General features: G+C 55.1%; 16 protein-coding genes and 2 pseudogenes. 11 read left to right on the top strand and 7 right to left on the bottom strand.

The window, feature by feature from the left end; genetic code table 11:
• The first annotated feature begins 12 nt into the window (after nucleotides 1-12).
• The 4 genes from alr (at nucleotide 13) to AC19YR_RS19955 (ending at nucleotide 4,432) form a co-directional block, all read left to right on the top strand.
• Entirely contained in the window at nucleotides 13-1,086 is a 1,074-nt protein-coding gene (gene alr / locus AC19YR_RS19970; RefSeq protein ID WP_500599825.1) for an alanine racemase, read from the top strand.
• Nucleotides 1,087-1,213: 127 nt separating this feature from the next.
• Nucleotides 1,214-1,762 (top strand): cupin domain-containing protein, encoded by a 549-nt coding sequence (locus tag AC19YR_RS19965; RefSeq protein ID WP_095109248.1) that lies wholly within the window; start codon nucleotides 1,214-1,216, stop codon nucleotides 1,760-1,762.
• Nucleotides 1,763-1,945: 183 nt separating this feature from the next.
• The gene (locus AC19YR_RS19960; protein WP_095109247.1) at nucleotides 1,946-2,356 is read left to right on the top strand and encodes a c-type cytochrome; all 411 of its coding nucleotides are present in this window, start codon (nucleotides 1,946-1,948) and stop codon (nucleotides 2,354-2,356) included.
• A 138-nt stretch (nucleotides 2,357-2,494) separates the two neighbouring features.
• The gene (locus AC19YR_RS19955) at nucleotides 2,495-4,432 is read left to right on the top strand and encodes an acetyl-CoA hydrolase/transferase C-terminal domain-containing protein (RefSeq protein WP_095109246.1); all 1,938 of its coding nucleotides are present in this window, start codon (nucleotides 2,495-2,497) and stop codon (nucleotides 4,430-4,432) included.
• A gap of 133 nt (nucleotides 4,433-4,565) precedes the next feature.
• Here the strand turns inward: AC19YR_RS19955 and AC19YR_RS19950 are convergent, their stop codons facing one another.
• A complete protein-coding gene (locus AC19YR_RS19950; RefSeq protein WP_500599822.1) occupies nucleotides 4,566-5,135 on the bottom strand; it encodes a xanthine phosphoribosyltransferase in 570 nt (189 codons plus the stop codon).
• Nucleotides 5,136-5,192: 57 nt separating this feature from the next.
• On the bottom strand, nucleotides 5,193-7,202 hold the full coding sequence (rep, locus tag AC19YR_RS19945; RefSeq protein WP_095109244.1) for a DNA helicase Rep: 2,010 nt from the start codon (nucleotides 7,200-7,202) through the stop codon (nucleotides 5,193-5,195).
• Between the two features lie 268 nt (nucleotides 7,203-7,470).
• Between rep and AC19YR_RS19940 the strand changes: the two genes are divergently transcribed.
• Nucleotides 7,471-9,138, top strand: coding sequence for a putative bifunctional diguanylate cyclase/phosphodiesterase (locus AC19YR_RS19940; RefSeq protein ID WP_095109243.1), 1,668 nt, complete (start codon nucleotides 7,471-7,473; stop codon nucleotides 9,136-9,138).
• Between the two features lie 241 nt (nucleotides 9,139-9,379).
• Here AC19YR_RS19940 and AC19YR_RS19935 read toward each other — a convergent pair whose 3' ends face one another.
• Entirely contained in the window at nucleotides 9,380-10,768 is a 1,389-nt protein-coding gene (locus AC19YR_RS19935; RefSeq protein ID WP_176465103.1) for a NorM family multidrug efflux MATE transporter, read from the bottom strand.
• A 157-nt stretch (nucleotides 10,769-10,925) separates the two neighbouring features.
• Here AC19YR_RS19935 and AC19YR_RS19930 point away from each other — a divergent pair, with 157 nt between their 5' ends.
• The gene (locus AC19YR_RS19930) at nucleotides 10,926-11,846 is read left to right on the top strand and encodes a LysR substrate-binding domain-containing protein (RefSeq protein ID WP_095109241.1); all 921 of its coding nucleotides are present in this window, start codon (nucleotides 10,926-10,928) and stop codon (nucleotides 11,844-11,846) included.
• A gap of 5 nt (nucleotides 11,847-11,851) precedes the next feature.
• Here AC19YR_RS19930 and AC19YR_RS19925 read toward each other — a convergent pair.
• Nucleotides 11,852-12,439 (bottom strand): annotated as a pseudogene (locus AC19YR_RS19925) (ATP-binding protein); the annotation flags it as partial.
• A gap of 42 nt (nucleotides 12,440-12,481) precedes the next feature.
• On the opposite strand from AC19YR_RS19925, the gene AC19YR_RS19920 reads away from it, so the two are divergent.
• The 4 genes from AC19YR_RS19920 to AC19YR_RS19905 are packed head-to-tail and all read left to right on the top strand — an operon-like array spanning nucleotide 12,482 to nucleotide 17,542.
• Entirely contained in the window at nucleotides 12,482-13,633 is a 1,152-nt protein-coding gene (locus AC19YR_RS19920) for a tyrosine-type recombinase/integrase (protein WP_076963409.1), read from the top strand.
• A complete protein-coding gene (locus AC19YR_RS19915) occupies nucleotides 13,623-15,254 on the top strand; it encodes a site-specific integrase (protein WP_130898229.1) in 1,632 nt (543 codons plus the stop codon). The genes AC19YR_RS19920 and AC19YR_RS19915 overlap by 11 nt, the downstream gene beginning before the upstream one ends.
• A 1-nt stretch (nucleotide 15,255) precedes the next feature.
• Nucleotides 15,256-17,148 (top strand): hypothetical protein, encoded by a 1,893-nt coding sequence (locus tag AC19YR_RS19910; RefSeq protein ID WP_500599818.1) that lies wholly within the window; start codon nucleotides 15,256-15,258, stop codon nucleotides 17,146-17,148.
• Nucleotides 17,141-17,542 (top strand): TetR/AcrR family transcriptional regulator, encoded by a 402-nt coding sequence (locus tag AC19YR_RS19905; RefSeq protein ID WP_130898253.1) that lies wholly within the window; start codon nucleotides 17,141-17,143, stop codon nucleotides 17,540-17,542. The genes AC19YR_RS19910 and AC19YR_RS19905 overlap by 8 nt, the downstream gene beginning before the upstream one ends.
• Before the next feature lie 6 nt (nucleotides 17,543-17,548).
• Here AC19YR_RS19905 and AC19YR_RS19900 read toward each other — a convergent pair whose 3' ends face one another.
• Nucleotides 17,549-17,830 carry a helix-turn-helix domain-containing protein gene (locus AC19YR_RS19900; RefSeq protein WP_500599816.1) on the bottom strand — a complete coding sequence of 94 codons (282 nt, stop codon included), beginning with the start codon at nucleotides 17,828-17,830 and terminating at the stop codon, nucleotides 17,549-17,551.
• A 677-nt stretch (nucleotides 17,831-18,507) separates the two neighbouring features.
• Here AC19YR_RS19900 and AC19YR_RS19895 point away from each other — a divergent pair.
• Nucleotides 18,508-19,643, top strand: a protein-coding gene (locus AC19YR_RS19895; protein WP_207303160.1) for an IS3 family transposase whose coding sequence is annotated in 2 segments (ribosomal slippage) — nucleotides 18,508-18,760 and nucleotides 18,760-19,643 — 1,137 coding nt in all. Because the reading frame shifts where the segments join, the coding sequence is not laid out codon by codon here.
• Nucleotides 19,644-19,926: 283 nt separating this feature from the next.
• Here the strand turns inward: AC19YR_RS19895 and drt3b are convergent.
• Both drt3b and AC19YR_RS19885 read right to left on the bottom strand, forming a co-directional pair.
• Complete coding sequence (gene drt3b / locus AC19YR_RS19890) at nucleotides 19,927-21,540, bottom strand: antiviral reverse transcriptase Drt3b (protein ID WP_500599814.1); 1,614 nt, start codon at nucleotides 21,538-21,540, stop codon at nucleotides 19,927-19,929.
• A pseudogene (locus AC19YR_RS19885) lies at nucleotides 21,534-21,652 on the bottom strand (IS30 family transposase); the annotation flags it as partial. The pseudogene AC19YR_RS19885 and the gene drt3b, both read right to left, overlap by 7 nt.

Here is a 21,652-nt window from a genome sequence, read left to right as displayed (position 1 = left end):
AAGCCTGCCGCCATGCGCCCTGCCCGTGCCCTGATCGACCTCCAAGCCCTGCGTCACAATTACCAACTGGCCCGCGAAGTGACGGGCGCCAAGGCACTGGCCGTCATCAAGGCTGACGCCTATGGCCATGGTGCGGTGCGCTGCGCCCAAGCCTTGGAGGGCGAGGCGGACGGTTTCGCCGTGGCCTGCATCGAGGAAGCCCTGGAACTGCGGGCCGCGGGCATCCGTGCGCCGGTGCTGCTGCTGGAAGGTTTTTTCGAGGCTGACGAGTTGGCACTGATCGTCGAACACGACTTTTGGTGCGTGGTGCATTCACTGTGGCAACTGGAGGCGATTGAGCAGGCGTCGGTGGCCAAGCCGCTGAATATCTGGCTCAAGCTCGATTCCGGCATGCACCGCGTGGGCTTGCACCCCGACGACTACCAGAACGCTTACCAACGGCTGCTAGCCAGCGGCAAAGTGGCGAAAATCGTGCTGATGAGCCATTTCGCCCGCGCTGATGAACTGGACAGCGCCGCCAGTGCCCGGCAAGTCGAAGTGTTCGAGGCGGCCCGCCAGGGCCTGTCGGCGCAGATCAGCCTGCGCAACTCGCCGGCGGTGCTGGGCTGGCCGAACATCCCCAGCGACTGGGTGCGCCCGGGCATCATGCTGTACGGCGCCACGCCTTTCGAGCAGCAGCAGGCATTGGCCGCGCGCCTGCAACCGGTGATGAGCCTGGAATCGAAGGTGATTTGCGTGCGCGAACTGCCGGCCGGTGAGCCGGTGGGTTATGGCGCGCAGTTCATCGCGCCGCGGCCGATGCGCATCGGCGTGGTCGCCATGGGCTATGCCGATGGTTACCCGCGCCAGGCGCCGACCGGTACCCCGGTGCTGGTGGCCGGCCAGCGCAGCCAATTGCTGGGCCGGGTGTCGATGGACATGCTGTGCATCGACCTGACCGATGTACCCCAGGCGGGCCTCGGCTCACCGGTGGAGCTGTGGGGCAAGCACATCCTCGCCAGCGACGTCGCGGCCGCTGCGGGCACCATTCCCTACCAGATCTTCTGCAACCTGCGCCGCGTGCCAAGGCTCTATAGCGGTAGCTAGCGGTGAGTGGGCCGCGGCACTGCCGAACGGCCCGGGTGGATTGCGCCCCAAGTGTTGTAAATACTGAACGCTGTCGCCATGATACCGCTCATTATTCATACAACCTGAATCCTGGGAGGCTAATGCATTGGACGTCGGTGAACGACTGCAATCCATCCGTAAACTGAAAGGTCTTTCGCAGCGTGAGCTCGCCAAACGGGCGGGCGTCACCAATAGCACCATTTCGATGATCGAGAAAAACAGTGTCAGCCCCTCCATCAGCTCCTTGCGCAAGGTGCTGGGCGGCATTCCCATGTCCATGGTCGAGTTCTTCTCCGAAGAAATCCTGCAGGAGAAACCGACCCAGGTTGTTTATAAAGCCAACGAACTGATCGATATTTCCGATGGCGCCGTGACCATGAAGCTGGTGGGCAAGGCCCATCCGAGCCGTGCCATCGCGTTTCTCAGTGAAATTTACCCGCCGGGTGCCGATACGGGTGAAGAAATGCTCGTCCACGAAGGCGAGGAAACCGGGATTCTGCTCGAAGGACGGCTTGAACTGGTGGTGGGGCTTGAGACTTTTATCCTCGAAGCCGGCGACAGCTACTACTTTGAAAGCACCAAGCCCCATCGTTTTCGCAACCCGTTCGATGCGCCGGCGCGACTAATCAGCGCAGCCACGCCCGCGAACTTCTAAGAAAAGAGGCGTCCTGCAAGGCTTGCAGAGGTGCCCGAAGCTGTACATCGCTGCGCTTAATCTCCCCTTCGACTTTAGGGTTGTTTCAGTGTGGCGGGACAACCGTTATACTTTCGCCCGCCCGCGAAACCGTGGCCGTGGGCGTGACTAGCCACCATTGAGGGTGTACGTGTGAACCTAATTATGAAAATGCTGGCTGTACCAGCAACCGTATTGGCCCTTTGGGCAGTCAGCGCTCAAGCTGCGACCAATGACGATATTGCCAAGCGCCTTGAGCCGGTTGGCCAGGTCTGCGTCCAGGGCAAAGAGTGCAAAGGGATGGAAGTCGCAGCCTCGGCTGGCGGCGGTGGTGCAAGAACAGCCGATGACATCGTTGCCAAGCACTGCAACGCGTGCCACGGCACGGGCCTGTTGGGCGCACCGAAAGTGGGTGACACCGCAGCCTGGAAAGAACGTGCCGATCACCAGGGCGGCCTCGACGGCATCCTGGCCAAGGCCATCACCGGGATCAACGCGATGCCACCTAAAGGCACCTGCTCCGATTGCTCCGATGACGAGCTCAAGGGCGCCATCAAGAAGATGTCTGGCCTCTAACAGGCAGCCATCTACCGCGAAAAAGCCGCTTACGAGCGGCTTTTTTGTGCCTGCGATTTGGCCAGGAGGCTGGTCATCGGCGCCAAGACCCGGCAAGCTCGGGCTCACCTCAATTCATGGAATGGTCGGGAGGAGTAGATGGTGCAGTCCTGTTCAATCGAGCGCGGGGTCGACGATGTACTCGCCCGTTTGCCCGCGCATATCCACCTGGGCTTACCCCTCGGGTTGGGCAAGCCCAACGGGTTCGTCAACGCCCTGTACCGGCGCATCGCCCAGTTGCCTGAGCGCCGCTTGACGATCTACACCGCCCTGAGCCTCGGCCGCCCGGCCCTGGGCGATGGCTTGCAACGGCGGTTTCTGGAGCCGTTTGTGGAGCGGGTGTTCGGCGACTATCCGGAACTGGACTACCTTGCCGACCTGCGCCGCGACAGCCTGCCCGCCAATATCCGCGTGCAGCAATTTTTCATGCAGCCCGGCAGCCTGCTCCACAGCGCCCCGGCCCAGCGCGACTACGTCAGCAGCAACTACAGCCACGCCGCGCGGGATATCAACGCGGCCGGGCTCAACCTGGTGGCCCAAATGGTGGCCCGCGACCCGGGGCAGCCGGAGCGCTTGAGTTTGAGCTGCAACCCGGACATCACCCTCGACTTGCTGCCGATGATCGCCAAGCGCCGTGCCGCGGGGGAAACCATCCTCATGCTCGGCCAGGTTCACGCTGACCTGCCGTTCATGCCAGGGGACTCGGAAATCGACGCCCAGGCGTTCGATTTCCTGATCGACAGCGATGACCGCACCACGCTGTTTTCCACGCCGAATATGCCAGTGGTTTTGCAGGATCACTTCATTGGCCTGCACGCCAGCACCCTGGTGCGCGACGGCGGCACCTTGCAGATCGGCATTGGCTCCATGGGCGATGCGCTGACCGCCGCGTTGTTGGCGCGCCAGGCCGATAGCGAAGGCTATCGCGCCTTGTTGGCAGAGATGGACCTGGCGCCGTGGCAGGCGCTGATCGACCGCGAAGGCGGCGTCGAACCCTTCGCCAAGGGCCTTTACGGTTGCAGCGAAATGTTCGTCAACGGCTTGCTGGTGCTGGTGGACGCCGGCATCGTGCGGCGCAAGGTCTACCCGGACGAGGCCCGCCAAGCCCAGGCCAACGCCGGCACCCTGGACGAAGCGGCGCAGGCCGATGGCGTCTCGGTGCACGGCGGGTTCTTTCTCGGCCCGCGCACTTTCTACGAGCGCGTGCGCGAGTTGCCCCAGGCCAAGCGCGGCGAATTCAACATGACCGCCATCAGCTACATCAACGAGTTGTATGGCCAGGAGCCACTTAAGCGCTTGCAGCGCCTGGATGCGCGGTTTATCAACAGCGCGTTCACCGTGACCCTGCTGGGCGCCGGGGTGGCCGATCAGTTGGAGGACGGCCGGGTGCTCAGCGGCGTAGGCGGGCAATACAACTTCGTGGCCCAGGGCCATGCGCTGGAAGGCGCGCGCTCGATCTTGATCCTGCGCAGTTGGCGCGAGGCGGGCGGCGAGGTCAGTTCCAACATCCTCTGGGAGTACGGCCATTGCACCATTCCACGGCACTTGCGCGACGTGGTGGTGACCGAGTACGGCATCGCCGACCTGCGCGGCAAAACCGACGCCCAGGTGATCGAAGCGCTGCTCAACATCACCGATTCGCGGTTCCAGCAGGATTTGATCGAGCAGGCGCAACAGGCTGGCAAGCTGCAGAAGGGTTTTCGCCTCAACCCCAGGTTCACCGACAACAGCCCGCAACGCCTGGAAGCGATCGGCGCACGCCACGCACGGCTGTTTCCCGAGTACCCCTTGGGGACGGATTTCACTGGCGAGGAGCAGGATTTGCTGCGGGCGCTGAACTGGCTCAAGAGCAAGTTCAAGCTCAGCGAGATGCTGGAGTTGGGCAAGGCTGCCCTGGATGCACCGGAGCCGGAGCGTTTCCCGCGCCACTTGGAACGCATGGAACTGCTCAAGCCCCAGGGCTTCAAGGAAGAGCTGTACCAGCGCTTGCTGCTGGCGGGGTTGCAGGCGACGGCGCGGGGCACCGCGCAGCCCTGACCTCAAGCCTGTGGGAGCAGGCTTGCCCGCGAAGCGGTTTGTCAGCCGGCACATCGGGTGGCTGATACACCGCAATCGCGGGCGAGCCCCACAGGCGTCTTGTACACCGCAGCGACGTTGTTGCTACCGCTGCTTAGAGAAAGGTCACCACACCACCGGCCAGGGATTTGACCCGGGCCAGGGATTCCACGCGGTAGCCTTGGGCGTCCAGTTCGGCGCGGCCGCCCTGGAACGATTTTTCGATCACGATGCCCAGGCCGGCCACGGTGGCGCCGGCCTGTTTGATGATGGAAATCAGCGCCTGGGACGCCTTGCCGTTGGCCAGGAAGTCATCGATGACCAGCACGCGGTCGCTGCTGGTCAGGTGGCGCGGGGAGATCGCCACGGTGCTTTCCACTTGCTTGGTGAACGAGTACACGGTCGCCGACAGCAGGTTTTCGGTTAGGGTCAGGGACTGGTGCTTGCGGGCGAAAATCACCGGCACGCCCAGGTTCAGGCCGGTCATGATCGCCGGTGCGATGCCCGAGGCTTCGATGGTGACGATCTTGGTGATGCCTGAATCCTTGAACAACGCGGCGAATTCGTCGCCGATCAACTTCATCAGCGCCGGGTCGATCTGGTGGTTCAAAAAGGCATCCACCTTCAGGACCTGATCGGAAAGCACGATGCCTTCTTCGCGGATTTTCTTGTGCAGTGCTTCCATGAAGCTTTCCTCTAATGACGCCGTGTGCGTCCAGGGCTGGTGAAAAAGTGGGCGATTCTAGCGCTTTAACATCGCGCGTATATCCGCCAATGCGGTATTGCCGCGAACGGCTTTGACTTCGGTGGGGGTGTCGTCGTTGCCTTCCCAGGCCAGGTCGTCCGGCGGCAGTTCATCGAGGAAGCGGCTGGGCGCGCAATCGATGATCTCGCCGTACTGCTTACGCTTGGCGGCGAAGGTGAATGCCAGGGTCTGGCGCGCGCGGGTAATGCCCACGTAGGCCAGGCGGCGTTCCTCTTCGATGGTGTCGGCTTCGATGCTGGAGCGGTGGGGGAGGATTTCCTCCTCCATGCCCATGATGAAGACGTAGGGAAACTCCAGGCCTTTGGAGGCATGCAAGGTCATCATCTGCACGCCTTCGGCGTTTTCTTCTTCTTCCTGCTGACGTTCGAGCATATCGCGCAACACCAGTTTGCCGATGGCTTCTTCGATGGTCATTTCGCCATCTTCGTCTTTTTCCAGGGTGTTCTTCAGGGCTTCGATCAGGAACCAGACGTTGCTCATGCGGTAGTCCGCGGCTTTGTCGCTGGAGCTGTTGGTGCGTAGCCAGTTCTCGTAGTCGATGTCCATGACCATGCTGCGCAGGGCCGAGATGGGGTCTTCGCCAGCGCACTGCTCGCGCACCTTGTCCATAAAACGCTTGAAGCGTCCCAGGCGATCGGTGAAGCGCGAGTCCAGGTGCTCGCCCAGGCCGATTTCGTCGGTGGCGGCGTACATCGAGATTTTGCGTTCGGTGGCGTAGTTGCCGAGTTTTTCCAGGGTGGTCGAGCCGATTTCCCGGCGCGGCACGTTAATCACCCGCAAAAAGGCGTTGTCGTCGTCCGGATTGACCAATAGGCGGAAGTACGCCATCAGGTCTTTCACTTCCTGGCGTCCGAAAAAGCTGTTGCCCCCCGACAGACGGTACGGGATCTGGTGGTGCTGCAACTTCAGCTCGATCAGCTTGGCCTGGTAGTTGCCGCGGTACAGGATGGCGAAATCGCTGTAGGGGCGGTCGGTGCGCAGGTGCAGGGTCAGCAGCTCGACGGCCACGCGCTCGGCTTCGGCGTCTTCGTTGCGGCAGCGGATCACGCGGATTTCGTCGCCGTGGCCCATGTCGCTCCACAGTTGTTTTTCAAACTCGTGGGGGTTGTTGGAGATCAGCACGTTGGCGCAGCGCAGGATGCGGCTGGTGGAGCGGTAGTTCTGCTCCAGCATCACCACTTTCAGGGACGGGTAGTCGTCCTTGAGCAGCATCAGGTTTTCCGGGCGGGCGCCGCGCCAGGCGTAGATCGACTGGTCGTCGTCGCCGACCACGGTGAACTGGTTGCGTTTGCCGATCAGCAGTTTCACCAGCAGGTATTGGCTGGCGTTGGTGTCCTGGTATTCGTCCACCAGCAGGTAGCGCACCTTGTTCTGCCACTTTTCGAGGATGTCGGCGTGTTCCTGGAACAGCTTGACCGGCAGCAGGATCAAGTCGTCGAAGTCCACCGCGTTGAACGCCTTGAGCGTGCGCTGGTAGTGGGTGTAGACGATGGCGGCGGTCTGTTCCTTGGGGTTGCGCGCGTTTTCCAGGGCCTCGGGGGGCAGGATCAAGTCGTTTTTCCAGGAGCCGATCATGTTCTTGATCTCGTCGACGCCGTCGTCGCCCGAGTATTCCTTTTGCATGATGTCGGTCATCAGGGACTTGACGTCGGTTTCGTCGAAAATCGAGAAACCGGGTTTGTAGCCCAGCCGCGCGTGTTCCTTGCGGATGATGTTCAGGCCCAGGTTGTGGAAGGTGCACACGGTCAGGCCACGGCCCTCGCCGCCCTTGAGCAGGGTGCCGACCCGCTCTTTCATCTCCCGCGCGGCCTTGTTGGTGAAGGTCATGGCGACGATGTACTGGGCACGGATGCCGCAGTTCTGGATCAGGTGGGCGATTTTGCGCGTGATAACGCTGGTTTTGCCGGAGCCTGCGCCGGCGAGCACCAAAAGAGGGCCGCCGACGTAGTTCACGGCTTCTTGCTGCCGGGGATTGAGTCGGGACATGACGAAAAGGGGGGTCGCTTGCGAAATGGGCGGGCATTTTAACAGGCTGGAAAGATTCTGCGGCCTCTGTGCGACTTGTGACGTAGCACTCGATCTAAATTTGCCGCTTTTGCTACTTTGCCGCAGGATGCGCGCTGAATGTACGGCGACAACGTGCGAGTTAGAGCGGTACAAGATAGCGGTTGATAATCAATACCATTGGTCATTGTTTATCGGCGCGTCATAATGCCCCCCGCCACCATTTTTATGCAGAGTCTAGGGAGCCAGCTTGTCCACGCCTGTCGAACCCGTGCGTTTGCTGCTATTGGCCCCGGAGCCAACGTGGGCGGCGTTGTTGCGCGAGTGTCTGGTGCCTCTGGGGGACGCGGCGGTGCTTATCAGCGCGCCGGACTGGGAATCGGTCAGCCGCCTGTTCGAGGGTGATCGCACCGCGGTCTTACTGACCGTTCCCGCTCTGCAACCGGCGCCGGGCAGTTGCCATCTGCCCACCGTGCTGCTGTTGGAGCAAGAGCCCCTGACCATCCCCGATGGCGTCAGCGACTGGCTGACCCGCGTAGCGCTGGACGCCGAGACCCTGCGCCGCTGCCTGCGCCACGTGCGCGAGCGCGGCCTGCTGGAAAACACCCTGCAACGCCTGGCCGAACAAGACCCGTTGACCGGCATTGCCAACCGCCAGGGCTTCCACACCCTGCTGGCCGCGCGCCTGGCAGAAAACGAAGGCCGCGGCCTGGCCCTCGGGCACCTGGACCTGGACAACTTCCGCCACGCCAACGACGCCCTCGGCCACCAGGCCGGCGACCGCTTGATCCTGCAAGTGGTGGCGCGGCTCAAGAGCCAGTTGGAGGCGGGCGATCAAGTGGCGCGCCTGGGCAGCGACGAATTCGCCCTGCTGATCGACACCCGTCGCGCGCCGCAACGGGCCGAATGGATGGCCGAGCGCATTGTCGAGGCGATGTCCGAGCCCTATTGGGTCGATGGCGAAAGCCTGCTGATCGGGTGCAGCCTGGGCATGGCCCATGCCCGCGCCCAGGCTGGCGCCGACCCGCTGATGTGGCACGCCCATATCGCCATGCAGCAGGCCAAGAGCACCCAGGGTTGCACCTTTCATATCTTCAACGAGCGCATCAACCGCAACGCCCGCAGCCTCGCCGATCTGGAAAGCGAACTGCGCCGCGCCTTGCGCCGCGATGAGCTGGAGCTGCATTACCAGCCACGGATGAACCTGGCAGACGGGCAGATCGTCGGCCTCGAAGCCCTGGTGCGCTGGCGCCACAGTGAACGCGGGCTGCTGCCGCCCAGCGAGTTCGTGCCGCTGGCCGAGCAAAGCGGCTTGATCGTGCCCCTGGGTTACTGGGTGATCTCCCGCGCCCTGCGGGACATGCAGGACCTGCGTGAACGCGGCCTGGCGCCGCTGCACATGGCGATCAACCTGTCGTTCCGCCAGTTCCAGGACAGCCAGTTGCTGCCGACCCTCAGCCGCTTGATCGCCGAGCGGGGCGTGGACGCGCAATGGTTGGAGTTCGAGCTGACCGAGACGGCCGTGATGCGCCGCAGCGACCTGGTCAAGCAAACCATGGACGCCCTTGGGCGCCTGGGCGTGCGCTTTTCGCTGGATGATTTCGGTACCGGGTTTTCCTCGTTCGTACACCTCAACAGCCTGCCCATCGCCCTGCTCAAGATCGACAAGAGCTTTGTCGGCGGCATGGAAGAGCGCGAAGAAAACCGCAAACTGGTGCACGCGATGATTAACCTGGCTCACAACCTCCACCTGGAAGTGGTCGCCGAAGGCGTGGAAACCCCCCAGCAACTGGCACTGCTGCGCGGTTACGGCTGCGACCAGGTGCAGGGCTACCTGATAAGCAAACCCGTACCGCTGGCGCAATTGGTGGACTACCTCACCCTCGGCCATGACCGGCAAACGGTGTTGAGGGGCTAACCCCCCCCGACAATTCACCTCTGCGGGGACAACGGCCTTACTCCTACCAATTCGTCACCGCCACTCAGGGCCGCCCTCGCGAGCAGGCCCGCTCCCACAGCGGAGAAATGAACATCCCAACCCCACCACAGTTCCACTGTGGGAGCGGGCTTGCCCGCGATGAGGCCGGTACAGTCGTTAGATATTTATCGGCAGGAATACCGCTATCGCGGGCGAGCGGAGCGCCGCCCGGCCCGCTCCACTAGGTCGCTGGCAACCCCGCCCCTTCCTGCGACTCGCGGCGGATCATGCGTTTCATTTTCCATTCAAACGCCAGGGTCAGGCTCACCGCCGCGCACGCCAGCCCCAATGCCAGGCCCCACCAGACGCCGGTCGGGCCCCAGTCGAGGGTGAACGCCATCCACCACGCGGCCGGTGCGCCAATCAACCAATAGCAACCCAGGCCTACCAGGAAGGTGGTTTTGGCGTCCTTGAGCCCGCGAATGGCGCCCATGGCGATGGTTTGCGTGCCGTCGAACAGCTCGAACCACGCCGCCACCGCCAGCAGGCTCACGGCCAGTTGGATGACCTCGGCGAACGCCGGGTCGTTGTGGTCCAGGAACAACCCGACCAGTTGGTTAGGCAGCAGCCAGAACACCATGGCAAAGCCGAGCATCGCCGCGCCGCCGAACAAGATCCCCACGCGCCCGGCCAGCCGTGCGTCCAGCAATTGCCCGGCGCCGTAATGCTGGCCGATGCGCATGGTGATCGCGTACGACAGCCCCGCCGGCACCATGAACGCCACGGAGACGATCTGGATGGCGATCTGGTGAGCGCCCAGTTGCGTACTGCCCATGCTGCCCATGCACAGCGCGGCGAAGGCGAACAAACCGACTTCCACCGCGTAGGTGCCGCCAATCGGCAGGCCCAGGCGCCAGAGTTCGCGCAGGTACTGGCGGTTGGGTCGCGACAGGCCCCGGCGCAGCGGGTAGGCGTCATACGCTGGGTGGCGGCGAATGTGCCAGGCCAGCGCCAGGGCCATGCAGTTGGCGACGATCGCAGTCACCAGGCCGATGCCCATCAGGCCCAGTTTCGGCAGGCCGAACATGCCGGTGATGAGGGCGTAATTGAGCAGGAAGTTGGCCACGGTGCCGATCAAGCTGATGACCATTACCGGGGTGGCGCGGCCGATGGCGCTGGTAAAGCCGCGCAGGGCCATGAAGCTCAGGTAGCCGGGCAGGGCGAAGGGCAGGATCAGCAGAAATTGGCCGGCGGCCAGCACGTTGGTTTCGGTCTGGCCGAACAGCAGCAACAGCGGTTTGAGGTTCCATAGTGCCAGGCCGGCGACCAGCGCCATCAGCCACGCCAGCCACAGGCCGGCCTGGGTCAGGCGTGCGGCGCCTTCGATGTCCCCCGCGCCTTTGCGGATCGCCACCAGGGTGCCGACGGCAGCGATCACACCGATGCAGAAAATCGACACGAAGGAATAGGTGGCCGCCCCCAAACCACCGCCGGCCAATGCTTCGGGGCTGATCTTGGCCATCATCAGGGTGTCGGTGAGCACCATCAGCATGTGCGCCAACTGCGAGGCAATCAGCGGCCCGGCCAGCCGTAGGATGGCCCAGAGTTCGGTGCGTGCTGGATGCTGCATGGTCATCTGGCCCTTTTGCTCGCAATGACAGAAAACCAAGGATTCTCGGCGCTTACGGGCATTTGCACAAAGGGATAAAAACGATTGGTGGCATGATTAAAACTCATGCTGAGAGTTTGTTTGCTACTGTTGGCCGTTCATTACTTGGAGCCCCCCGATGCCCCGCCGCCTACCGCCCCTTTATGCCTTGCGCGCCTTTGAAGCGGCCGCGCGGCACAGTTCGTTCACCCGCGCCGCGCAGGAATTGTCCATTACCCAAAGTGCGGTCAGCCGCCATGTGCGCACCCTCGAAGAGCACTTCGCCTGCCGATTGTTTTTGCGCAACGGGCGCAACCTGCAACTGACCGAAGCGGCGCGCCTGCTCCTGCCCGGCGTGCGCGAAGGTTTCAGCGCCCTGGAGCGGGCGTGCAACGTGCTGCGCGCCGAGGACGACATCCTGCGCATGAAGGCGCCGTCCACACTGACCATGCGCTGGTTGCTGGCGCGTTTGAGCCGTTTTCGCCACTTGCAGGCCGGCAATGAAGTGCAGTTGACCAGCGCCTGGATGGACATCGACGCGGTGGACTTCAACCACGAACCGTTCGATTGCGCGGTGCTGCTGGGCAGCGGTAGCTTCCCCCCGGATTGGGAGGTGAGTTTTCTGTTCCCCGAAGAGCTGATCCCGGTGGGCGCGCCGAACTTGCTCAACGACCAGCCCTGGGATGTGCAGCGCCTGGCCAACACCGAGTTGCTTCACCCCACGCCCGACCGCCGCGACTGGCGCAACTGGCTGGAACGCATGGGGTTGGCGGGGCAGGTGTCGCTCAAGGGCGGGCAGGTGTTCGATACCCTGGAGTTGGGCATGATTGCCGCCGCCCGCGGTTATGGCGTGTCCATGGGCGACCTGCTGATGGTGGCCGAGGACGTGGCTCAGGGGCGCTTGAGCCTGCCGTGGCCCACCGCAGTCGCCAGCGGCGATGGCTATTACCTGGTGTGGCCCAAGACCCGCCCCGGCGGTGAGCGTTTGCGGCGCTTGAGCGACTTTCTACAGGGTGAAGCCCAGGCCATGGTGCTCCCGGATGTCGAGCATTTGAGCTGACGCCTTCAGGCGTTGCTGGGGCGGTATTGCAGGGCCTCGGCCAGGTGTTCGCGGGTAATGCCAGGGGCTTGCTCCAGGTCGGCCAAGGTGCGGGCAACCTTGAGCAAACGGTGGGCGGCGCGCAGGGACAGGGTCAGGCGTTCGCACGCGGTTTCCAGCCAGGCTTCATCGGCCAGGGCCAAGCGGCAATGCTGGCGCAGCCCCGGCAGGTCGAGGAAGGCATTGGCGCAACCCTGGCGCTGTTGCTGGCGCTCGCGGGCTTGGGCGACAAGGCGTGCCGCGCTGGCGGTGTCGCCGCCGGGTTGGGCGGTGGGGTTGAGGGCGGTGGCTTCGCGGGCGACGGTCAGGTGCAGGTCGATACGGTCGAGCAGCGGCCCCGAGAGCTTGTTGCGGTAACGCTGGATCTGCTCCGGCGTGCAGCGGCACCGCCCGCTGGGTTCGCCTAGGTAGCCGCAAGGGCAAGGGTTCATCGCCGCCACCAGTTGGAACCGCGCCGGGAAACGCACCCGGTCGCGGGCCCGGGCGATCACGATATGGCCCGATTCCAGGGGCTCGCGTAGAACCTCCAGGACCTTGCGGTCAAACTCCGGCATTAGAATCATTGGCTACACTGCGTACGTAGCAGGAGGGTTCGCATGTTGCTTCTATGGCCCAGCAAAAAAGCTTTCTCATCGGTTCAAGACACAGTCCGAGCTGCGGGGCTGGATGCGTTGATAACTGAAAAAGAAAAAAGGTCGGTATCGAATTATCCCATACCTTTGATTTTCGATGAGGTGCGCGGTGAGGTAGTTCGGGAGATGCACGAATTTCTATATGAAAAATCGTTTTTCTCGGAATATTATAAATCAGATAAAACCGTGAAGACTTATGCTGAGTGTATTCTAAGTTGGTTGAAATATACGGCCCTATCTAAGGTGGACTGGCCCTATGCTGACGCTAGGGATATAGCTTTATATAGAAACTCAATGAAGTCGAAAGATGATGGTAGAACACCCCTCAGCGCAGCAACCATAAATTTAAGACTTGCTGTTGTCTACGAATTTTATAAGTTCTATTGGGCGAAAAAAATTCGTGAAGGGAGTGCGGATCAGAGTGTTTACGCTTACAAGCTAAATCAAATGAGAGTCAGAAAGGTCCGCGTTAAGTCCACAAAAAAAAGACCAAGAGCACTTACTCAAGATTCTAGCTTAAGACTTATGCAACATTTGCGAGGCGTACACCGTGTGATATTTGCATGGACTCTTACCACAGGCCTTAGGGTCGGCAGTGTATTGAGTATTAAAAGCTCCCAGATAGAGCTTCTGAACCTTCGCTCATCCGATGGATTCATCGAGGTTTTGGCGAAAGGTGGAAAAATCCAAAAGGCATACGTCGCGCGGGCTCTGTTAACTGAAACAAATATGTATGCGGATGTGGTTCGTACGTTAAACCAAATGAAGTCGTCTCCATGGTTAGTTGATGAGACGTTATTCTTCATTAATGAAAAAGGCGCGCCGGTAACAAGGTCGTGTTACTACGCAGCTTACAAGCGTGCATGCAAGCAATTAAGTATAAACTCTCACCCACATCAAGCGAGAACGACTTTTGCAACTTTCATGGAGCGGCAATTGTTTAAGGCGGCACAAAACTTGGGGATAGATCACGTAAAGATAGTTCAGGGGCTATTAGGCCACTCAAGTTCTGACACCACCCAGAGCTATCTTGAGAGAATTTCCGGTAGTCACGTTGAGGTGCTGGGAATCTTGGAGAAATACGCGGCAGTGTTAGGTGGTGCTAATGAGGAATGAAATTTTAGCTACGTTTTTTGATCACAATCGACAGCGGTATGAAAATTTTGATTTTAGTCTAGCTAATCTACATACACAGATATCCATAGACCTAAGAAATGCGTTCGAAGAGTTAACAGGTCATTATAATAGTCGAAGTAGGCATCAAGCCTGGAGGTCTACTAAAGACTTTATGTCTTTTCTATCAGATGTCAATGTGCGCACAGATGATGATCGTACAAATTTTCTGGAGCAATACGCAAAATCACTAAATGAAAATTCGAGGCTACGCAAAACAAACGGCACCCATTATAATTTTGCGGCAAAAATTGTTAGATGCGTTGCTGAAGCCTCTGTAGGTACTCTTTGGAATATACAAGAGTATCCTTTTATGAGGTTTGTGAGGGAAGAGGTTTCACTCAGAGATAATGATATCTCTGCGAAGGAATTAAATAAAATAGTCGAGGTATGCAAAAGAGAAATAGCGGAGATACAAATCGCTATAGATGTTCGGCGGCAAGTGGAAAAAGGGGAAGCAATCTCCCATCCTGACTTAGATAGCTGCTCTATACTGGCACTTAGAAGGCTCATCCGTTTAGAAGGGCAAGGTGTTTGGACTCAGTTACAGATGGGTGAAATGCATCAAGGGAGGTTAGGGGCGTCTGGCTTGAGGCGTCTATCTAAATTCCGTGAGTTGACCATGCGAACTTGCTTACCTATATATTTGTTGATGATGGTTGAGTCCGCTGCTAACCCGATGGCATTGATGGAAGTTAATGTTGAATGTATTGAGCCACATCCAACCGACGACACGATGGTGTATTTTTCTTGGAACAAGCCTCGAGCTCAGAAGGAACAATCATTACCGTTTCTAAAGAGTGGAAAATTCGCTGTGCCGGCGTTGGTAGATCTCATTAAAGCGCTGACGAATTCAATTCGGCCTTTAGCACAGCCGTGCGATAAAGAGTTGCTATTCATCGTCCGTACCGGAGAAATATCCAGGCGTGTGTCTGTTCAAAGTCTTCATAATCAACTTAAAGATTTTAGAAATCTGCACGTTCTGAAATATTTCACATTTAGTGATATAAGAAAGGCCGTCGCATCGCTTATCAGACGCGAATATAAGTCAACAAAAGTGGTTTCAGAATTTTTGCAGCATAAAAGCCAAAGAACCACATCGTTGTATTTGAAGGATAAAGCGTCAGTTCAGAATAGCTTTGAACGGTTATCTCATTTTCAAGGCCAAATGATAAATTTAATTGCGTCGAATACATCTACATTGGCAGATCCGTATATAACTGTTTTTGGATTAACATGTGCATCTCCCCTTGACGGAACGATAGGTGAGTCTAGACGTGGAAAGCCATGTTTAGAATTTACCAGTTGTGCGACCTGCAAGAATGCAATAATTATTAAGGATGACCCTGTCTATATAGCTCGTCTCCTCAAGACAAGACAGTGCCTAGAAAAAATGGAGAAAGATAGTCATCTCAGTGCGGATCTAATGCTTAGGTATGATGCAGAGTTTCGAACTACGTTAGAGATCATAACCAAGGAAATTATCCCTCAGGTACTTCCAGAAGTAACTGATCAGGCCCTTTTGCTCGTGGATACAATTCCAGACATACCGTTGGTTTATTAGTATGAGAATTGCAGAGGTAAGTGAAGAGCTGAAGCCAGACAACATTATTATCTCGGGGCTGGGGTCAAGAGGAATAGATTATTTTGCTGATGAATGGGTGTTTATTTATAGAATCGAAAGATCGGTTGCGGACAAGCCCGTTGTATTTAGCTGGCCATTGTTGCTGAAAGGTTTTCTACAGTCGAATGCACATGTTAACGGATTTCCGGATGTGCTCAAAAAGATCGCAGCGTGCTTTCTGTTGGGGCTAGGAGGTATTTCCTATGCGCCTTCTACATCAAAGACCCAAATCATATGGGTGCGAAATTTTTTATTGCACTTGAACGCCGAAGGGCATTACCGTCTTTCGACAATAACTGCTAGGCAAATACAATCTGCGTTCAATCGATACCATAAAAATGGTATGAGTGGAGAGCTTAACACTGCGGCGACTGTCAAACAGCGTATGGGAATAGTTAGCAAAATATATAGATTGGGCAGATATATTGATGATGGATTGATCGAAGATCCCTTTCCGGAAAAATATAGGAAGAGGATTTCTGTCGGTCTAAAGCTATCCTTAAAGTGGGAAGCTCCTCCAGAGCCGGTGTGTCTGATGCTTCTACGGGAGTCGATATCTTTTGTTGAGTTGATGGCTGAAGATATAATTCGTATTTTTATTAAGTACACCGTCGGCGTTGATGCTGCTCTGGGAGGAACAAGTTACGTCAAAAAAAAGGTTTCAATAGCAGCTAGAAAATTTATTTCCGATGAATCATTTTCAAATAGCGAAGCCGCGAATAAGTTTATTATCGGGCTAAACGCAACGAAACCCCAAGACATCGCGTTTTTATTGAGGCATCTGTTGAGTGCTTGCTTTGTTATTATAAGCTATACGTCAGGCGCTCGAGTTAGTGAAGTACGACGAGCGGGTATGGGGAGCATTAAACGGGTTGAACACATTGAGGGTAGGGAATATCCCTATTACTTTGCACCGAGATCAAAAAAGCGATTTGATGCTTATCAGAACGCGAGTAATGGGGGCGAGGATGAAGATCACCCGTGGATTTTATCTCCCGCCGCGGAAGGTGCATTTAAGATTTTGGAAAGGGTATCGGAACCGGCTCGACTGAAAAGTGGACATAATAATCTATGGCTAGTAACAACGGGTAACGCTCTATGGCCATTCAGGCCTACGAAAGGATATGTGGTCGTCTCGGGATCTACGATCAACAAAAGATTAAATGATTTCGGAATTTTTATAGGATTAGAATCAAAAACAGGCTGGTCGGGTAAACTACATTCCCACATGGGCCGAAAACACTTCGCAAGATTCGTTGCTAAGCGAGATCGAACTGCCCTAGGTGATCTGGCAGTGCAGTATTCCCACACCTCTGCATTTAGTGTTGACATCAGTTATGCAAGTCCAGATTCTGAATTTAGACGATTAGTAAGGGAGGAATTAAATGTCGAAATGGAATCCATTGCTTCTGAGCTGGCAGGTTTATCACCAGATGATATCTATCTTAGTCCAGGCGCAAAAATAGGCGGTCGCTCTGTTGGTAAGTTCGTTGGGCAATTTAGAACCTCAAAAGAAGTAAAAATTCTTCTGGCTCGCGGGACGACGCTTGTTCCATGTCAGTGGGGAGTATGTATGTATAGACAAGAGACAAGCGCATGTAAGGGCAGTCGCCTGGAACCCAACCCTGCGGTAAAGTCCCCGGTAGTTTGCAAAGGATGCGCCAATTTTTTCGCTACACCAAAGCACTATCTTTGGTGGGAAAACTACAAGCAAGATAGCGTCAGATTGTTGAGGCAATCTAATATATCTTTACAGGCAAAGTTGATACTTGAATCACGCCTTGCAGAGGCGGAAGAAGTATTGAGTGATATTGGGAGGGCGGCAGGTGAGTAATACTAGAGCGAAGATAATAAACACTCTGTCTAATCTGTTTAAGTCAAACACTCAAGTCAGTGTGACTTTGCTAGCATCAGAGTCAGGAGTCAGTAGATCGTCGCTCTATAAATACTATCCAGATATTATCGCCAAATTAAAAGCGGACCACGATCGAAAGGAAATTCCCCCCATTGAACTGCAAGGCCTGAAACTTAGTATCCTAAGGCAAAAATTAGAAGAGCAACGCGATTTGGTAACGGCTCTTACAAGGATCTGCTCGGAGCAAATGATTGAGATTTCTGAATTGAATGCTCGTCTGCACGATGAGAAAGAATCGAAGGATCTAAAGATTGCATTCTTGCAAAGCCAACTGGCTAAAGGCAATAAGCCAAAACTCAAAACAGTGAAGTAACTGTGATTATTCGGACTTTGTCTGGTTTATTAAAGACAACTCTAGTCGCAATCTGTTAATCACATCTTCCTGTTTCATTGATTCTTCTTTGATTAGATAGCACCTAGCAAGAATGGTGATTGGATGCACCCCGATGCCAGATGCGAATTCATCCAGTTTTTCCAGAGACAGCGTTTTTAATCCCCTCTCAATATCGCTCACGTAGCTCTGGCTTGCCCCTACTTGCTCTTGGGATAAGCCTTTGCTAATTCTCGATTCTTTCAGTGCCTGACCTAGGGCTTTGCTCAATTCCAATTTGCATTCTCGCAAAAGGAATGATGAAGCCCTCATCGGCACAAAAGAGCTATACTCTGTAGAGTGTATTAATAAAAAATATATCGACAATTCTATTTTCGAAGATAGCAGTGTTAATAGAAGGGGGTTAAATGGAGCCGATTCAAAGCATCCTGGCGCGTAGTCAGTTGACTCGAAGCGTCATAGAGCTTCGAATAGGTCAAGATGTTGATGACTACTCTGAGTTTGATCGCGTAAATCATATTTCGATTTTGCTTGGATTTAAAAGTTTTTCTTCTTTTCAGTTTGTTATTGAATCGTGTGACGATGGCCAGTTTAATAAAATTGCACATGCGGTACTAAAGTCCATATGCCGTTTGCGACTTCCTCAGTAGACTGACCCATATTTTGAAATGGAGGTTCAGGGCAAAGATATTGTTGTTAATAGCATGTGGATTGGGCAGGACGGACTGAGAGAAATACGAGGTCCAAGACCTATGGTTGGTACGGTTCGAGCGGCTAATTTACGCAATAGGAATGAAAAGGTATATGTTCTAGAGCATGAGGAAGAATATAATTTGTGGCTTAACTACTGAATCGCCCCGGGTTTTCTAGACACTCTCCAGGCTCGCTGGACTGCCCCCGGCATCGTAGACATCTCCAGCCTATGCTTTGAGCATAGGAGGAAGTTTATGAGCACCCAACGATTCACGCCGGAATTCAAGGCAGAAGCCGTGAGGCAAGTTATTGAACGCGGATACTCCGTTGCGGAAACAGCCGAGCGCCTCGGCGTTTCGACCCACAGCCTCTACAAATGGGTCAAAGCCGTGACGCCTGACAAAACCGAGAAACAGGCCAGCGAGTTGCTCGAAGCCAAAAGCGAGATTTTGCGGCTGCGAGCCCAAATGCGACGCTTGGAAGAAGAGCGCGACATATTAAAAAAAGCAGCGCGGTACTTCGCCAGGGAACCCGAGTGAAATACCGCTTCATGAACGAGCACCGAGATCAATACGCGATCACTACGCTGTGTCGGGTTTTGCGAGTTGCTCGTGCCGGGTTCTATCAATGGCTACACAAGCCTGTTTCTGATCGCGAAAAAGAGAATGGTCGGCTGTTAGGGCTGATCCGCGACTCCTATGCGGCCAGTCGAGGTGTGTATGGCGCACGGAGGGTGTTTGCTGATTTGCGCGAGGCTGGAGAAAGTTGCGGCAAGCACCGTGTCGCGGCACTGATGCGCACCAATAAAATCAAGGCGCTCAGAGGATATAAAGCCCCGCGCGCAATCAAAGGCAGACCATCGATCATTGCCCCCAATCGACTTAACCGGGCCTTCACTGTCGATGCCCCTAATAAGGCTTGGGTGACCGATATCACTTACATCCGAACATGGCAGGGATGGCTATATCTGGCTGTCGTACTGGATCTCTACGCTCGCAAGGTGGTCGGCTGGTCAATGAAGCCAACGCTAGGCAAGGAGCTGGCGCTGGACGCGCTGCTCATGGCGGTATGGCGCCGTAAACCCAAAACCAGAGTCATCGTGCATTCGGACCAGGGTAGCCAATATGGTAGCGATGACTGGAAACGTTTTTGTCTGGCCAACCACCTCGAGCCGAGTATGAGCCGCCGAGGAAACTGCTGGGACAATGCCGTGGCTGAGTCTTTTTTCAGTAGCCTGAAAAAAGAACGCATCCGCAAGAGGATCTACAAAACCCGGGACATGGCCCGTGCCGACGTATTCGATTACATTGAGGCGTTTTACAACCGAGCGCGTCGTCACAGTCACCTGGGCGGCGTCAGTCCTGAGGCCTTTGAAAGTGCCTCACTTTGAGGCTGGAAAATGTCTACGATGCCGGGGGCAGTCCAACATTCATAAGGAAATAGATAATTAAGAGGCCCCGAAGGGGAGAGCACGCACGGCCCATCGTGTGTCCTTCGACCAGCAGTTTCTATGGTGCTGAGCCCCATATCGGCTGCTTGAATGGTCTAGGTGCGTTTTTCGGTTTCGACTAATCCTTACGAATTTTGCCAATTCCTACTCCACGTATTCGCCAAATTACAGCTCTGGCCTGGGTCAAGCTGACCTGCGTGTCCTCAAAAATTATCTTATATAGTTAATAGGGCGTGCGCAATTCTTTTTTCTTCAAAACCAGACCTAGATCTACAGTTTGTGTCCACCCGAAAAACCATGTCCTCAAACTAACATCTTGAATTAATTTGTTTGCACGTTCGTTCAAGTTTTTTTCTGAAATATGCCTCAAAGCTAGCTTCGCTATCTTTTGCTTCTCAGCGGGTGAAACATATGGGCACGATAGCAGATCAAAAAACATGAATACATTTTCTGCTTCGTCGGCCCAGCCTTTGCTGAGGAATCGAACAGAGGAGAACTCGACAGCGGTTGATACTAAATTATCGAATGCTGGTATACCCCCTATATAAGATAGTAAAAAAACTAACTGAAAATAGTCAAAGTTCTCCTTTATAGATATTTCCTGTTCAGGTCCGATATCAAACTCGAAAGTTCTTGATAACAACGGCATATCAAAAACGTACTCAACTCCAAATGTTCGCAGCACGATGAGTAAGTTCATCACCTCTATTTTGTGCTCGGGAAGGTCGTTATTCGCTTGGTTAATAATTAATCGGCCTTCGTCGACAATTTTTCTAATGAGTGTATCTTTTAAATCTGCGGGAAGAGGCTTCATGATCTTGGCGATCATGAGTATTATTTCCGAAATTTGGTACGTCTGTCTGACGCGTAGCGTCATTGAGTAATAGAAGAAAACAATATCAATGATGGCTGTTAAGAAAAAATATAGTGCATTATGCGCGGTATCGTTTTCAGATTTTATCTTCTTGCCTATCATCCTAGATAAGAATTTTTTGAACATTCCCAAGAAATAGTTTGCTGTTGCGTCATACGATCCCATCTCACCGATCGACCGTTTAACCGCAGTTATTGTCTGAACAACCGCAGCGGTGACGTTATCAATTCCTTTCAGAAATATTACGGTTGAATTTTTGCCGGACTCTTCATTTAGTTCTGATTTGAAATCGACGTACTTGTTAAAAAAAGAAGCGATATTAATGGATATATTATGCCGCGATATTGACGTACTGGTGATGTACGGTCTGACCTGGTCAGAAGTCTTACCATTGTTGATAGCGAGTTTGAATTCTGCAAGCGCGCCAGGAATAAGTTTCTTTAAAGCATCTTGCGCCGTAGAAGTGTTTGTGTAAATGAAGTAATCATCTACATAACGTCTGATGGTGTAGTCGGTATCCAATTGCAGTCCGAGTTTTGATGCTCTAGAAATTATGTCAAGATCTACTCTCTGAAGTATTATCTCCGCGAATATGCGGGATACTTCTGGACCAATTAGAATGCCTGCGGTTTCTCCGTGGTTAGCATTCTGGATTAGTTTGTCAAAGCTAGCTTCAAAAGAAGACTGCTGCTTGTTGCGCTTTGCATGCTCTTTGCTTTTTACAGCCCACGCAATGGTATGGGTGTAAATTCGGTTAAAACAATCTGATATATCCATCTTCGTTAGTTGTTTGAATTTCTTTTCTAATCGCAGAAACTCCAAAGAATCGTAATAACGGAAAAGAAAAGGAAATTTTTTGTACGCAAAGTAAGATGTTCCTGTGTTGGGTACTACCCCAAACCCATCTGCTGCCTCTTCAACATGATTATCTTTCCCAGTATTATTGCTGCCTGAATTCAACACATAAGTGCAACGCTCACCCCTGCATAAACTTCGTACGGCGTCTTCCAGCCCAGGCGTTTTCGCGGGCGTAAATTGATCTTCGTTACCACGCGACTGACCGCCTCGACGGTCA

It is taken from the genome of Pseudomonas sp. MF08817 (genome assembly GCF_059862705.1).
This window is presented reverse-complemented; position numbering and strand designations above follow the sequence as displayed.

What these genes read in the sequence shown, in the direction of transcription:
- AC19YR_RS19960 (WP_095109247.1), top strand. Translation starts at nt 1,946, where the DNA reads ATGAAAATGCTGGCTGTACCAGCAACCGTATTGGCCCTTTGGGCAGTC.
- AC19YR_RS19910 (WP_500599818.1), top strand. Translation starts at nt 15,256, where the DNA reads ATGAGAATTGCAGAGGTAAGTGAAGAGCTGAAGCCAGACAACATTATT.
- AC19YR_RS19935 (WP_176465103.1), bottom strand. Translation starts at nt 10,768, where the DNA reads ATGCAGCATCCAGCACGCACCGAACTCTGGGCCATCCTACGGCTGGCC.
- AC19YR_RS19955 (WP_095109246.1), top strand. Translation starts at nt 2,495, where the DNA reads ATGGTGCAGTCCTGTTCAATCGAGCGCGGGGTCGACGATGTACTCGCC.
- AC19YR_RS19920 (WP_076963409.1), top strand. Translation starts at nt 12,482, where the DNA reads ATGTTGCTTCTATGGCCCAGCAAAAAAGCTTTCTCATCGGTTCAAGAC.
- AC19YR_RS19915 (WP_130898229.1), top strand. Translation starts at nt 13,623, where the DNA reads ATGAGGAATGAAATTTTAGCTACGTTTTTTGATCACAATCGACAGCGG.
- rep (WP_095109244.1), bottom strand. Translation starts at nt 7,202, where the DNA reads ATGTCCCGACTCAATCCCCGGCAGCAAGAAGCCGTGAACTACGTCGGC.
- alr (WP_500599825.1), top strand. Translation starts at nt 13, where the DNA reads ATGCGCCCTGCCCGTGCCCTGATCGACCTCCAAGCCCTGCGTCACAAT.
- AC19YR_RS19930 (WP_095109241.1), top strand. Translation starts at nt 10,926, where the DNA reads ATGCCCCGCCGCCTACCGCCCCTTTATGCCTTGCGCGCCTTTGAAGCG.
- AC19YR_RS19950 (WP_500599822.1), bottom strand. Translation starts at nt 5,135, where the DNA reads ATGGAAGCACTGCACAAGAAAATCCGCGAAGAAGGCATCGTGCTTTCC.